The 13,893-nt window shown below is 65.5% G+C and carries 13 protein-coding genes and 1 pseudogene; 4 read left to right on the forward strand and 10 right to left on the reverse strand.

Features of this window, described 5'->3' with window-relative positions; translation table 11 throughout:
• The 7 genes and pseudogenes from WB785_RS17355 to WB785_RS17385 all read right to left on the reverse strand — a co-directional run.
• Positions 1 to 462 (reverse strand): annotated as a pseudogene (locus WB785_RS17355) (3-methyladenine DNA glycosylase); the annotation flags it as partial.
• Complete coding sequence (locus WB785_RS17360; protein WP_424080547.1) at positions 455 to 1,516, reverse strand: hemolysin family protein; 1,062 nt, start codon at positions 1,514 to 1,516, stop codon at positions 455 to 457. The pseudogene WB785_RS17355 and the gene WB785_RS17360, both read right to left, overlap by 8 nt.
• Positions 1,516 to 2,880 carry a hemolysin family protein gene (locus WB785_RS17365; RefSeq protein ID WP_424080548.1) on the reverse strand — a complete coding sequence of 455 codons (1,365 nt, stop codon included), beginning with the start codon at positions 2,878 to 2,880 and terminating at the stop codon, positions 1,516 to 1,518. The genes WB785_RS17360 and WB785_RS17365 overlap by 1 nt, the downstream gene beginning before the upstream one ends.
• 198 nt (positions 2,881 to 3,078) lie before the next feature.
• Positions 3,079 to 4,515 (reverse strand): GuaB1 family IMP dehydrogenase-related protein, encoded by a 1,437-nt coding sequence (locus tag WB785_RS17370; protein ID WP_424080549.1) that lies wholly within the window; start codon positions 4,513 to 4,515, stop codon positions 3,079 to 3,081.
• Positions 4,516 to 4,546: 31 nt separating this feature from the next.
• Entirely contained in the window at positions 4,547 to 6,007 is a 1,461-nt protein-coding gene (gene gndA / locus WB785_RS17375) for an NADP-dependent phosphogluconate dehydrogenase (protein WP_424080550.1), read from the reverse strand.
• A gap of 119 nt (positions 6,008 to 6,126) precedes the next feature.
• On the reverse strand, positions 6,127 to 7,080 hold the full coding sequence (locus tag WB785_RS17380) for a M56 family metallopeptidase (RefSeq protein ID WP_424080551.1): 954 nt from the start codon (positions 7,078 to 7,080) through the stop codon (positions 6,127 to 6,129).
• Between the two features lie 14 nt (positions 7,081 to 7,094).
• Positions 7,095 to 7,511, reverse strand: coding sequence for a BlaI/MecI/CopY family transcriptional regulator (locus WB785_RS17385; RefSeq protein WP_424080552.1), 417 nt, complete (start codon positions 7,509 to 7,511; stop codon positions 7,095 to 7,097).
• Between the two features lie 194 nt (positions 7,512 to 7,705).
• On the opposite strand from WB785_RS17385, the gene WB785_RS17390 reads away from it, so the two are divergent.
• Both WB785_RS17390 and WB785_RS17395 read left to right on the forward strand, forming a co-directional pair.
• Entirely contained in the window at positions 7,706 to 8,509 is an 804-nt protein-coding gene (locus tag WB785_RS17390) for an iron reductase (protein WP_424080553.1), read from the forward strand.
• A gap of 132 nt (positions 8,510 to 8,641) precedes the next feature.
• On the forward strand, positions 8,642 to 9,070 hold the full coding sequence (locus tag WB785_RS17395) for a PaaI family thioesterase (RefSeq protein ID WP_424080554.1): 429 nt from the start codon (positions 8,642 to 8,644) through the stop codon (positions 9,068 to 9,070).
• On the opposite strand, the gene WB785_RS17400 is transcribed toward WB785_RS17395, so the two are convergent.
• A complete protein-coding gene (locus WB785_RS17400) occupies positions 9,067 to 10,452 on the reverse strand; it encodes an NAD(P)/FAD-dependent oxidoreductase (protein ID WP_424080555.1) in 1,386 nt (461 codons plus the stop codon). The two genes, WB785_RS17395 and WB785_RS17400, sit on opposite strands and share 4 nt — an antisense overlap.
• Positions 10,453 to 10,626: 174 nt before the next feature.
• Here WB785_RS17400 and WB785_RS17405 point away from each other — a divergent pair, with 174 nt between their 5' ends.
• A complete protein-coding gene (locus tag WB785_RS17405) occupies positions 10,627 to 10,911 on the forward strand; it encodes a DUF7218 family protein (RefSeq protein ID WP_424080556.1) in 285 nt (94 codons plus the stop codon).
• A 17-nt stretch (positions 10,912 to 10,928) separates the two neighbouring features.
• Here the strand turns inward: WB785_RS17405 and WB785_RS17410 are convergent, their stop codons facing one another.
• Both WB785_RS17410 and WB785_RS17415 read right to left on the reverse strand, forming a co-directional pair.
• Positions 10,929 to 11,846 carry an LLM class F420-dependent oxidoreductase gene (locus tag WB785_RS17410; protein WP_424080557.1) on the reverse strand — a complete coding sequence of 306 codons (918 nt, stop codon included), beginning with the start codon at positions 11,844 to 11,846 and terminating at the stop codon, positions 10,929 to 10,931.
• Between the two features lie 115 nt (positions 11,847 to 11,961).
• The gene (locus WB785_RS17415; RefSeq protein ID WP_424080558.1) at positions 11,962 to 12,639 is read right to left on the reverse strand and encodes an SDR family oxidoreductase; all 678 of its coding nucleotides are present in this window, start codon (positions 12,637 to 12,639) and stop codon (positions 11,962 to 11,964) included.
• A 231-nt stretch (positions 12,640 to 12,870) separates the two neighbouring features.
• Here WB785_RS17415 and modA point away from each other — a divergent pair, with 231 nt between their 5' ends.
• Entirely contained in the window at positions 12,871 to 13,674 is an 804-nt protein-coding gene (modA, locus tag WB785_RS17420; RefSeq protein ID WP_424080559.1) for a molybdate ABC transporter substrate-binding protein, read from the forward strand.
• Positions 13,675 to 13,893: the final 219 nt, after the last annotated feature.

The raw sequence follows: 13,893 nt of genomic DNA on the forward strand, positions 1-13,893 counted from the left end.
CTCGACGACGGCGTCGGTGCCCGCGGCGCCCAACCGCAGCGGGACGCGCTCGTGCCGGACGGCGCCGTCGTGGTACACCATCGCCCATTCGTGTAATCCGAAGCAGTTCAGTCGAGCCGGGCGATGCGCGGTCGCCCGTAGCAGGCGTGCCACGAACGAAACGGTATCCAGCCGGCTGCACAAATACGTTTGGCTGATCGTCACGCCGACGGCGTCGGCGGTGTAGCCGCGGCGGCCGCGGTAGCGACGGAGGGCTTGGCCGCCGGCGAGTCGCACCCCGTAACCGGGATGCCAGCAGCGCAGCTGCCCCGGCCGCAGGTTGTAGTAGCTGAACAGAAAGTCCCACACCGGATGCGCGTCGCCGGCCCGGGCCCGCCTGACGTGTGGGCCGACGAAGGTCTCGACGCGTCGGGCATACGCGTCGGCGCGCGGTTTCCACTGCTCCTGGCCAAGTTCAAACACGCTGCATCCCGTCCCGCACCGCACCGACCAAATCCCTGACCAAATCCTCCAGAGCGACCATCGCGACCACACTCCCGTCCTGCCCGCTGACCAGTGCCAAATGACTCTTGCTGCGCCGCATCCTTGACAATGCCTCCGGAACCGACAGCGAGCCACGAATTTGCGGCAATGGCCGAACCCGCGCCAGGTCGACCACGGCGTGCGGATCATCACCCAGCGACAACACATCCTTGATGTGCAGGTAGCCGATGAAGTTGCGGCCGACGTCGACGACCGGGAACCGGGAGTAGCCGGTTGCGGCCAACGCCTTCTCCACCGCCTCGACCGTGGGCCCGGAACCCTGCGCGGCCACCGGCACCGCGCGAATCTGGGCGACCGGCACCGCCACGTCGGCGACCAGCCGGTTGCGAATCTGCAGCGCCCGGGTGAGCCGGGTGTGTTCTTCGGGATCCAGAAGGCCTTCCGACACCGATTCGGCGATCATCTCGGACAGCTCCACAGTGGAGACCGTGACGTCGAGTTCGTCTCGCGGTTGCACCCGCAGCGCCCGCAGGGTGGCGCTGGTGCAGCGGTTGTAGAAGGTGATGATCGGCCGAACGGTCCGCACGTACACCAGGTAGGCGGGGATCAGCAGCATCGCCGCCTTCTCCGGGCCGGCGATGGCGATGTTCTTCGGGACCATCTCGCCGAGCAGCACATGCAGCGTCACCACTATCGCCAACGCGACCACGAACGACGCAGTGTGCAGTAGGGGAGAGCCGCCGAAGGCCTCGAACGGCCGTCGCAGCAGGTCGGCGACGGCGGGTTCACCGAGTCGGCCGAGCAAGATGGACGACACGGTGATCCCCAGCTGGGCCCCCGCAAACATCAGGGGCAGCTGTTCTCCTGCTCTGATGGCCGTGACCGCGCTGGATCTGCCCTGCTCAGCCAGCGCTTCTAGCCGGTCTCGACGCGCCGAGATCAGCGAGAATTCCGCACCCACGAAGAACGCGTTGGTGGCCACCAGCAGGATGATTGCCAACACGCCCAGCAAGTCGCGCAGCTCGCCGCCCATCAACGGACCCTTCCCGCGCCGGAATCACGGCCTCCCAGCCGGGTCAGCTCGAGCAGGTCGATGCGGCGGCCGTCCATCCGGATCACCCGGGCCTGCCAAGCTGCCGACGCATCCGATATGCCGTCGGGCTCGTATCCGCTGAGCTGCACCATGTCTCCGGCGATGGGAATGCGACCGAGTTGCTGAAGCACCAGCCCGCCGATCGTCTCGTATTCACCCTCTGGTGCGTGATAACCCGTGGCGGCAGCCACTTCGTCGATGCGCAGCAGCCCGGAGACCCGCCAACCACTGCCGGATGCCATCACGTCCGGTGTGGTGTCGTCATGCTCGTCGCGGACGTCGCCGACGATTTCTTCGATCAGATCCTCGACGGTCACCATGCCCGCGACGCCGCCGTACTCGTCGACAACCATCGCGGTCTGCAATCCGTTGGCTCGGATCTCGCCCATCAGGGCGTCGCCGTCCAGCATTGAGGGCACCACCGCCACCGGCTGCGCGACGGTGGTCAGCAAGGTGTCCCGCCGTTCGGTGGCTGGAACTTGGAAGACCTGTTTGACGTGCACCATGCCGACGGTCTCGTCGAGGTCGCCATCAACGATCGGGAACCGGGAAAACCCGCTCTCGGTGGCTGTTGCGACGAGGTCTGCGACCGTGTTATCCGTTTGCAGCGCAACGATTTTCGAGCGCGGCGTCATCAGCTCCTCGGCTGTCAGCGTGCCGAACTGCAGTGATCGATGCAGTAGCGCCGCTGTGGCTGGATCCAGAGCGCCGCTGCGAGCAGACGTGCGGACCAGCGAAACCAGTTCCTGGACCGACCGGGCCGAGCGCAGTTCCTGTGCGGGCTCGATTCCGAGCTTGTGCAGGATCCAGTTCGCCGCGCCGTTCGTCAGCCGGATCGGCAGGGTCATCACGAACGAGAACAGCAGCTGCGGGCCCGCGACGGCGCGGGCGGTCGGCAGTGGCCGGGCCACCGCCAGGTTCTTGGGTACCAGTTCACCGAAGACCATGGACACCGACGTGACGACCACCAGGGCCACAAACGCGATGACGGCTTCGGCAATCCGGTCGGGTACGCCGAGCGCATCCATGGCCGGGTGCGGCAGCTTCGCCACCAGCGGCTCGGTGAGATATCCGGTGACCAGCGTGGTTATCGAGATGCCCAGCTGCGCTCCGGACAGCTGGAAAGAAAGGGTGTGGTGGGCGCGGCGCACGAAGCGGTCGCGACGGCCGCCATCGCGCGCGTTGGCCTCGACGGTGCTGCGCTCGAGGGTCGTCAGCGAGAATTCGGCGGCGGTGAACGCCGCGTTGCCCGCGGTGAGCAGCACGATGGCCAGCAGGCTGAGCAGTGTGATAGCGAGGTTCATCGGCGCCGCCGCGGTTGCGAGCAATCAGACCGTGGGCGCCGCGGTGACCGCTCAGCCCGGAAGCCGACGGCCTCGCCGGGTGCCTGCGGCACGGAGACCCTTTCCCTCAATTACTACGTGGAGTTTCTATGGTAACGAAGGCTTAACCCGCCCTAGCCCCCGTTGCCGCGACGACACGCCCCCAAAGCCGGTTTGGATCTACCAGCCGAACGGCAGCGGATGGCCCTCAGCGAAGCCCGCTGCGGATTGCACGCCGATCACGGCCCGCTGATGCAATTCGCCCAGCGTCGATGCACCGACATAGGTGCACGTGCTGCGCAACCCGGAAGTTATGTGGTCGATCAGATCCTCAACGCCGCCCCGGTCGGGGTTGAGCCCCATCCGCGAGGTCGAGATGCCTTCCTCGAACAGTGCCTTACGGGCGCGCTCGAATGCATTGTCGGCGGCGGTACGGGCGACCACGGCACGTTTGGATGCCATCCCGTAGCTCTCCTTGTACGGCTGATCGTCGCGGTCTCGCATCAGGTCGCCGGGGGATTCGTAGGTGCCGGCGAACCACGATCCGATCATCACGTTCGATGCGCCGGCAGCCAGCGCCAAAGCCACGTCCCGCGGGTGACGCACCCCGCCGTCGGCCCACACGTGCGCGCCGAGTTGCTTTGCCGCCGAAGCACATTCGAGCACAGCGGAGAATTGCGGCCGACCGACGCCGGTCATCATCCGGGTGGTGCACATCGCGCCCGGGCCGACTCCGACCTTGACGATCGAAGCCCCGGCGCTGATCAGATCGCGAGTGCCTTCGGCAGACACCACATTGCCGGCGGCCAGCGGCACCCGCAGATCCAGCGACGATATCGACTTGATGGCATCCAGCGCCTTGACCTGATGGCCGTGCGCGGTGTCGACGACAAGCAGGTCGACGCCGGCCTCGGCCAACGCCTGGGCTTTGCTGGCCACGTCGCCGTTGATGCCGACCGCTGCGCCGATGCGCAGCCGGCCTTTCGTGTCGGTGGCCGGCGTGTATATGCCCGCGCGGATCGCCCCGGTGCGGGTCAGCACGCCGGCCAGCGTGCCGTCCGGCCCGGTCAGCACCGCGACATCGACGGGAGCCTGCTCGAGAAGATCGAAAACTTCACGCGGCTCGGTGCCCACCGGCGCGTTGACGAAGTCGGTGATCGCGATATCGCGCACTCGCGCGAAACGGTCGACACCGTCGCAGCACGATTCGGTGACCAGCCCGATCGGGCGGCCCTCAAAGGCCACCACGGCGGCGCCGTGCGCCCGTTTGTGAATCAGCGCCAGCGCATCGGACACCGAATCGTCGGGCGCCAGTATCACCGGGGTGTCGACAACCAGGTCACGGCTTTTGACGAAGTCCACCGTGCGCTGCACCACGGTGATCGGAAGGTCTTGCGGCAGCACCACTATCCCGCCGCGGCGGGCCACGGTCTCGGCCATCCGCCGCCCCGCGACCGCTGTCATGTTGGCCACCACCACCGGGATGGTGGTGCCGGAGCCGTCGTGGGTAGCCAGATCCACGTCGAACCGGGACGCCACATCCGAACGATTCGGGACGATGAAGACGTCGTCGTAGGTCAGGTCGTATGCGGGTCGGTGCCCGTCGGAAAATTTCATCGGTATCGGTTGTACCCCTTATTTGGCCCCGCTAGGCCGGCACTTCGGTGTGGTCCCCACTCCATAAGGTGTGGAACTTCTTGCTGGGGTCCTCGTCGATGCGCCCGTAGGTGTGCGCGCCGAAGAAGTCGCGCAGGCCCTGGGTCAGCGCGGCCGGCAGCCGCTCGGTGCGCAGCGCGTCGTAGTAGGACAGGGCCGAGGAAAAGCCCGGGATCGGGATGCCCAGCTCGGTGGCGGCCACCACGACGCGACGCCAACTATCGATTGCCGATTCGATCGCGCTGCGGAAATACGGGGCGACGATCAGCGTTGCCAGGTCGGCCTCGTCGTCGAACGCCTCCTTGATCCGGTTGAGGAACTTCGCCCGGATGATGCAGCCGCCCCGCCAGATGGTGGCCAGGTCGCCTGGCGTGATTCCCCAGTCGTATTCCGCGCTGCCCGCCTGGATCTGGTTGAAGCCCTGGGCGTAGGCGATGATCTTCGACGCGTACAGGCCCTGCCGAACATCTTCAATGAATTGCTTTGCATCGCTTGGCTTTTCACCTAACTGGCCGGACGCCAGCCCGGTGGTGGCCTTGCGCTGGGTCACCGACCCCGACAGCGCGCGGGCGAACACCGCCTCGGCGATACCGGTGACCGGCACACCGAGATCCAGCGCCGACTTGACCGTCCAGCGCCCGGTGCCCTTCTGCTCGGCCTCGTCGAGGATCACGTCGACCAGTGGCTTGCCGGTCTTGGCGTCGTTTTGACGCAGCACCTGCGCGGTGATCTCGACCAGGAAGCTGTCCAGGTCGCCCTTGTTCCACTCGTCGAACACGTCGGCGATCTCATCAGCGGTCTTGCCCAGCCCGTCGCGCAGCAGCTGGTAGGCCTCGCCGATCAACTGCATGTCGGAGTACTCGATACCGTTGTGCACCATCTTGACGAAATGCCCGGCGCCGTCGGGCCCGATGTGGGTGCAGCACGGCACGCCGTCGACGTGGGCGGAGATCTCCTCCAGCAACGGTCCCAGCGACTTGTACGACTCGGCGGGGCCGCCCGGCATGATCGACGGGCCGTTCAGCGCCCCCTCCTCGCCGCCGGAGATGCCGGCGCCGACGAAATGCAGGCCGCGTTCGCGCATCGCCTTCTCACGGCGGATGGTGTCGGTGTAGAGCGCGTTGCCGCCGTCGATGATGATGTCCCCTTCGTCCATGGCGTCCGCGAGCTCGTTGATGACCGCGTCGGTGGGGTCGCCGGCCTTGACCATGATCAGCACCCGGCGCGGCTTTTCCAACGCGGCGAGAAACTCCTCGATGGTCTCCGACCGGACGAATTTGCCTTCGCTGCCATGATCTTTCAGCAACGCATCGGTCTTGGCGACCGAGCGGTTGTGCAGCGCAACGGTGTAACCGTGGTGCGCGAAGTTCCTGGCGATGTTCGACCCCATCACGGCCAGCCCGGTGACTCCGATTTGCGCGGTGCCGTCAGTAGCGTTCGATTCCGAGCTCATGTATTCGCCTCCCAGGGTCGTGACGTTCTTTTAAAGCCGTGCACCGAACACTGTGGCACAGCGATATTCTCCGCCTCTGCAAAGTATCGCCAAAGCCCAGCGGATGCTCCAGCCGCAGGTTAGGCGGCGGTGAACAGCCGTTGCAGTTCAGTCAGCCAGGGAATGGCCAGAGCGATCGTGGGAACCACCAGGACCGCCGCCGCGGCAAGGTAAGCGGCCGTCGACAACATCAGGCTGTTGCCGCTCCCGGAAAGCCGGCGCACCCGCAACAGCGTGTGGGCACTGCCGGCGGCCAACGCGCCTCGCGGCGTCCGACCCGAGGCACACGTCACCAGGGCGCGGGCCAATGGAGCGCGGCCGGCTGCTCGGACCGCTGCATCGTCGGCCAGCAGTTCGACCAGCAACTGGACCGCATCCAAAGCGTTTGCGCTGCGGACGAATCGGGGGAATGCGGCATGCGCAGCGGTGAACGCCTCGAGGACGAGATCGTGACGGGCGCGCAGATGGGCCCGCTCGTGGCTCAGTATCGCGGCAACCTCGGTCTCGGTGAGGGAGTCGAGCGTTCCCTCACTGACCACCACTCGGCTGCGCACACCGGGCAGACAGTAGGCCAGTGGCTGTGCAACTTCGAGGACGCGCAGGTCACGCTCGCGGGCGCAGGCCCGTGCGGACATCGCGTCCGGCGCTATGCCGAGCAGATCGACGAGCATGCGGTGGTGGGCGCGGCGCCGGCGCGTGGTGACGGCCACCCGGACCACCGCCATCGCCAATCGGGCACCGATCAGCAGCGTGAGCGCGAAAACCACAACATCCAGCGCCCACAGCGGCCAGCCGAGCCGGCCGATCGCGGCCACTGGGGTGGCGGTTGGCCGCCCGTCTGGACCGGGAAGAAATAGCCGGCTGCCGATCGCGATCCCGGCGCTGAATGCCGAGAGCACCGCGGCGACAGCCACGGCCTGCCACAGCACCATCGCCGCGCGCGGGGCGCGCAGCGGCCACTTTGCCCGCGATAGCACAGCGGGTATCGGGCCGACCAGCATCACCGCGAGGAGGGTGAAGGCTAGCCCGGACACAGGCCCAGTCTCCCTTAGCCTTTGGGTTGAGCGCCAGCAGACGACGCGTCGCGGTGGCCGGACTCCAGTTCGTCAAGTGCCCGGCGCAGCGCCTCGGCTTCGTCGGCGCCGACCCGTTCGACGAAATGCACCAGGGCCGCTTGTCGGCTTCCGGAGTCGGCGGCCTGATCCAACGCGTCGACCATCAGACCCGCGACGAGTTCGTCGCGGCCGTGTACTGGGAGGTAACGGTGCGCGCGGTCGTCGCGGATTTGGGAGACCAGGTTCTTCTTGGCCAATCGTTGCAGCACTGTCATCACGGTCGTGTACGCCAGGTCGCGTCGCATGGACAGCGCCTCGTGCACCTGCCGCACTGTTTGAGGTTGGGGAGCGGACCAAAGATGGTCCATCACCGCACGCTCAAGATCGCCCAGACGCGTGAGCTTAGCCATATTCATTCATCTCCTGTGCAATGACGTAAGCGTACTCCGGCTTACTACCGACGGTCGTACCCGTCTTTCGCCGATGAGCTCCCAACGGCCGAACGCTCAGTTGAGCCGGCCAACCGAGTCCGGCCGGTGTGACGGCCTTCACACCGTCAGTGCCTATTGCTATGGTTAGGCTAACCTTATTAAAGGAGGTGCGGGTGACGACTCTGACCGACGATCCGCTCATCGCGGCCATGGCGATCGACCGCGTGCTACCGCTGCACGAGTCCAGCCGGCGGCTGCGCGGACAGTATCCGCAATGCCCGCGGGTCCACGGTGTCGCAGTGCTGGCCGACGTGTCCGTCCGCCGATGGTGGCCGCTCGAGTCGGCCCTGCACACCGATCGGTTGCAGGCCATGTTCGACGCGGCCGCTTTGGACATGGATCATCGCAGCGCCGCTCGGCAGTTGGCGGCGACGCTGATCCACACCGTGATCGGGCGGGTTGTCGCGTTGCTGGTGCTCGAGGCGCGGGCATGGGACACCGGCCTGGAAAACCTTTGGGTGCACGTCGATTCCGATGGCGTCATCGACTGGGCCGGGGTGGTCGACCCGACGTTGCGGATGCTGCCCAGCGACCCCTACTTCGCCACAGATGATTGTGATTGTCTTCGCGACGGCGTGGTGCAGCTACCCAGCGAGGCAGCGTTGACGACCTGGGTTGCACACCGCTGTCACCGCGCCCTGGCACCGCTGTTCGCCAAGCTGCATGCGGTCAGTGCTGGCGCGGTTTCGGTCACGGCGATGTGGCACATGGTCGGGTCGATGGTCGTGGCTACCGCGACCCAGCTGCCACAGATGGCCGGTGCCGACGAGTTGTCCGCGATGCGTCGAGGTCAAGCGGTGCTCGATGCTCTGGTGGGCTTCGGCCTTCCGGTCCGCGATCGAAGGGCGCCGCGGACGCCGTACCCTTGTGAAATTAGGGCAGCCTTGCCTATGCTGCTTGCATCGGGCGATAGATGACCGTGACGGCGTCCTGAGGGCTGCAGCGACCCCCCGGTCTACTCGATCGGAGAGCCCCGTGCCTGGCGCACGGGGCTCTCCCGCGTTCACCGACGCGACCGACCGGTTGGGCGATGGTGTAAACACAAGGGCGTGCAGGCATCGCCAGACTCAGTCATCCCACCGGGTTTCGAGGCGCCGTTCGATAACGAGCTCGGCCTGGTGTTTACCGAACTCGGTCCCGATGCCGCACGCGCCCAACTCGAGGTGCAGCCCAAGCTGCTGCAGCCGATGGGCATCGTGCACGGCGGTGTCTATTGCTCGATGATCGAGAGCATGGCCAGCGTGGCCGCTTGGACCTGGTTCAACGCTCAGGGCGGCGGTGCAGTCGTCGGCGTCAACAACAACACTGACTTTCTGCGTGCCATCGGCAGCGGCACCGTCTACGGCACTGCGACGCCGCTACATCGGGGTCGTCGTCAGCAACTATGGGTCGTCACCATCACCGACTCCGACGATCGCGTGGTGGCCCGCGGTCAGGTGCGACTGCAGAACCTGGACGAAGCCCCGGCTGGCGGTTAGCTGGCGGCTGGCGTCGTCTCGCCGTGGTGTGCCTCGGCAGCCAGCACCGCCAGCTGCTCGAGTCGGGTGCGGGCGAACGCTTGCTGCTCGGTGATCGTCAGCTGGCCGCGCCGGCCACTGAGGAATGTCACCGCCCACGACAACACCGTGGTGATCTTGTTCTTGAACCCGATCAGGTACACCAGGTGCAGCAGCAGCCACGCGAACCAGGCGATCAGCCCGCCGAATTCGAGCGGACCGATCTTCGCCACGGCCGAGAACCGCGAGATCGTGGCCATCGAGCCTTTGTCGAAGTACTGGAAGGGCTCGCGGTCGGCCGGATCGGCGCCGGCCAGTTCGGCTTTGATTGTGGTCGCGGCGTATTTGGCGCCCTGGATGGCGCCCTGCGCCACTCCGGGGACGCCGTCGACGGCGGCCATGTCACCGACCACGAAGACGTTCGGGTAGCCGGGCAGGGACAGGTCGGGCAACACCTTGACGCGGCCCGCGCGATCGAGTTCGACCGCCGACTGGCGGGCCAGATCGCGGCCCAGTGGGCTGGCCGAGACCCCGGCCGACCACACCTTGCAGGCGGACTCGATACGCCGGACGGTGCCGTCGGAATCCTTGACCGTGATGCCGTCGCGGTCAACATCGGTCACCATCGCGCCGAGTTGGATCTCGACGCCCATCTTCTCTAAACGCGCGGCCGCTTTCTTGCCCAGCTTCTCGCCCATCGGCGGCAGCACGGCAGGAGCAGCATCCAGCAAGATCACCCGAGCCTTGGTCGAATCGATGTGCCGGAACGCGCCTTTCAAGGTGAAATCGGCGAGCTCGGCGATCTGTCCGGCCATTTCGACGCCGGTTGGCCCGGCGCCGACGACGGTGAAGGTGAGCAGCTTCTTCCGCCGCTCCGGATCATTGGATCGTTCGGCCTGTTCGAATGCACTCAGGATGCGACCACGCAGTTCCAGCGCGTCGTCAACGGACTTCATGCCGGGCGCGAACTCCGCGAAGTGGTCGTTGCCGAAGTAGGACTGGCCGGCGCCGGCAGCGATGATCAGGCTGTCGTACGGGGTTTCGTAGGTGTGGCCGAGCAACTCCGAGACCACGAACTTGCCGGCCAAGTCGATATGCGTGACGTCGCCCAAAAGGACTTGCACGTTGCGTTGTTCGCGCAGGATCACCCGCGTCGGGGGAGCGATGGCCCCTTCCGCGACGATGCCGGTCGCCACCTGGTACAGCATCGGCTGAAACAGGTGATGGGTGGTCCGGGCAATCAACTTGATGTCGACGTCGGCTCGTTTGAGCTTTTTGACCGCATTCAATCCGCCGAATCCGGATCCGATGACCACGACCCGATGTCGATGGCCGGGTGCAGTGGCTTCGGGGTGGGCGCTCATGGTTGGCTTGCTCCTCGACGGCGACGGCATTCACCTCTACGGTATAGCCCGGACCTGCCATTATCGACGTTTATCCATGTGATCACCCCCACGGCGGCCCGCAGGAATAGTCCCGCTGCACGCTGCCTCGGCCGCGATGTTCTGCGCTGGTAGCCGAGTGTTTCCCTACCAGAGATGGGGTATTCGGAAACACGGACCTCAACGAGGCGAGCTCAGGGAGGCACAGTGACCAAGGATCATGGTTCGAGCGTCAAGAACGACAAGCAATACGAGGGCCTGCGAAAAAAGGGGATGAGCAAATCCCGGGCCGCCGCGATTTCGAATTCGCCCGGATCGTCGAGTAGAGGCGGCAAGAGCTCAGGCAGTAGCCAAAGCAATCGCAGCAGCGGACCCGGCAGCGGCGGAAACACTTCCCAGAAAAAGGCTGCCGGCCGAAAGGGTGGCAAGAAGTCGAGTTAGCGCGCCTCGCCGGGCGGTCAGAGACCGACCAGCGGGCGCAGCGCCTCAGCGGCCGCGGTGACGACACCGGGCGTGTACATCGGCATGTTGATGATCACGCCGTCGATGCCGGCGTCCAGCACCTTGGCCTGGATTTGTTCGGCGATGTAGTCGGCGCTACCCATTAGCATGCGCTGGCTCATCTCTGCCGGAACTTGGTCAGGCTTGGCGTTGTCGTCCAGCAACACGGTAAGCAGGATGCTGGTCTCCAACGTTGAAGGGTCGCGTCCGGCTTCGTCACACCGCTTGGCCAGCGCGTCGAGCTTGCCCGGCAGCTGGTCGAAACCGGCGATGACGTTGAGGTGGTCGGCGTAGCGCGCGGCGATGGAAAACGTCTTCTTTTCGCCGCTGCCGCCGATCAGGATCGGAATGTGGTCGCGGTAGCGCGGTTCGGCCAACGCCGATTCGGTGGTGTACCACTTGCCGGAAAAGGTCGAGCGCTTGCCCTTCATCATCGGGTCGAGGATTTGCAGCGCCTCCTCCACTCGCTCGAATCTCTCGGTGAAAGTGCCGAATTCGAAACCGAGCTGTTGGTGTTCCAGTTCGAACCAGCCGGTGCCAACGCTGAGAATCGCGCGGCCGGCACTCGCCACGTCCAGCGTGGTGATGACCTTGGCCAGCAGGGTCGGGTTGCGATAGGTGTTGCCGGTTACCAAGGCGCCCAACTGAACCCGCTCGGTTGCGGTCGCCAGCGCGCCGAGGGCGGTGTACGCCTCGAGCATCGGCTGGTCGGGCGAGCCCAGCATCGGCAGTTGGTAGAAGTGGTCCATCACGAAAACCGAATCGAATCCCGCCGCTTCGGCCTCGCGCGCTTGCGCGATAACAGTGGGGAAGAGCTGCTCGACGCCGGTGCCGTAGGAAAAGTTGGGAATTTGCAAGCCAAGTCGGATAGTCACGCGGTCTACCCTAATGACCCTCCGCCAGCGGCGGAGGTGCCAAGGTGAATTGTTCGCGCTCGGCGAATTGCCCGTCTTCTGCGCGCGCCACTACATGGCGCGCATCGTCGCCGGGCTACGCGAATTGCGTCAGCGCGCCGTGGCTGACGTGCAGAAGCTGTCCGGTGATATGCCGGGCAGCGGGACTCGTCAGGAAGAGCGCCAACCGCGCGACCTCGTCGGCAACAGCCGGCGGGGTGCTGGACAGTCCTTCGTACCCGGGCTGTGCGCTGCGCCCCGCGGCGACGGCGTTGACCGTGATACCGCGGGTGCCGAACGCCGTCGCCTGGCCCGAGACCCAGTTCGACAGCGCCGCCTTGATCGCGGCCTCGGCGCTACCCGCGCGCGGGTTCTCCGGTACAACGCTGATGATCGACCCGCCGGAGCGCAGGTGATCGCCCACGGTGTCGACTGTCAGCACCGCCGACAGCACGGTGGCGTCCAGCGCGTTACGCCATGCGGCGGCCAGATCTGACAGCGAGTACGCGCGGGGGTCACCAGGGTTCCATCGCGGCGCCGGGACGTTGACGATGATGTCGAGGTGATGCGGGAACAGCCCACGGACCTCGGCGAGGCTCACCGGGTCGGTGGTGTCGCAGACGATCGCGTCCGCTTCGAGTTCTTTGGCGGCAACCTCGAGATCGTCTCGACGTGCCCCGGCCAGCGTGATCGTATGGCCTGCGTCGCGGAACCCCTCAGCAACGACGCGACCTAGTTCGGTATCGCCTCCGGTGACCAGCACATCCACCGCCATGACCTCCTCGTATTCAACACTGAATCCAGGTGACGGCCAGCTGTCGGCCCTAGCGGCTTCCGCCTGGAGCAACGGTCATCCGATGCTTCGATGGTGGCACACCGCAACGCCGGTCCCTGGGATTTCAGAGCGTGTATGGCGTCAATCTCCGTACATGTTACTGGACGGTAGCTAGAGATGAAACTTTGAATCCGGCACGGCGTGGTCACCGTTTGGACAACGCTTGGCACCATGACATTCCGGCTGACGACGGTGCGGACGCTGGTTTGCGGCTTGATGTGTCTGGTGCTGGCGACAAATCTGTCGTGCGGCCCCAAGTCACCGCCGGCATCCCAGTCTGCGTCGCACGGCCCATCCTCGACTCAATCGATCATGGTGTTCGCCGCCGCTTCGCTAAAGCCCACCTTCACCCTGCTCGCCGGGAAGTTTCAAACCGACAATCCCGGCAGCACTGTGAATTTCGACTTCGCGGTCTCGTCGGAACTGGCGACTCGGTTGACCTCGGGTGCCCCCGCCGACGTCTTCGCCTCGAGCGACAGCGCGCAAATGGACACCGTGGCCAAGGCCGGCTTGACGGAGACCGATCCGGTCAATTTCGCGTCCAACACATTGGTGATCGTCACAGCACCAGGCGATCCCAAGCAGATCCATTCCTTCGCCGACCTCGCCAATCCCGGCCTCAAAGTCGTGGTGTGCCGAGAGCCGGTGCCCTGCGCAGCGTTGACCCAGCGCATCGAGGACAAGACCGGTGTTCACATCGATCCGATTAGTGAAGAACCAACCGTGTCCGACGTCTTGACCAAGGTCACCAGCGGCAACGCGGACGCCGGGCTGGTCTACGTCACCGACGCACACAAGGCGGGTGACAAAGTGAGCACGGTCAAGTTCGCCGAGGCTGCTGACACGGCCAACATGTATCCGATCGCCGTCCTCAAACATGCGTCCCAGCCCGCGCTGGCGCAGAAGTTCATCGACCTGGTGACCGGACCAATGGGCCAAAATGTGCTGAACCAAGCGGGCTTCACCGGCCCCTGATGACGCGCCCGGCAGCGATCGCGATCTGTGGCTACGAGCATTCTCCGACGTGGTCGGCTGATCTGCGTTGATGCGTCGGATTGCGGGCAAACAGTCGGCGGCAAATCAATAACATCGTCACCATTACGACCTTGCCCCGCAGTGGTAACACGGTAGGTTTTTGCTCATGGACGAGGTGGACGCAAACTCGACACGGCCCAAAAGCCGCTGGACGACGCT

The organism is Mycobacterium sp. (assembly GCF_049585075.1).
Lineage (GTDB): Bacteria > Actinomycetota > Actinomycetes > Mycobacteriales > Mycobacteriaceae > Mycobacterium.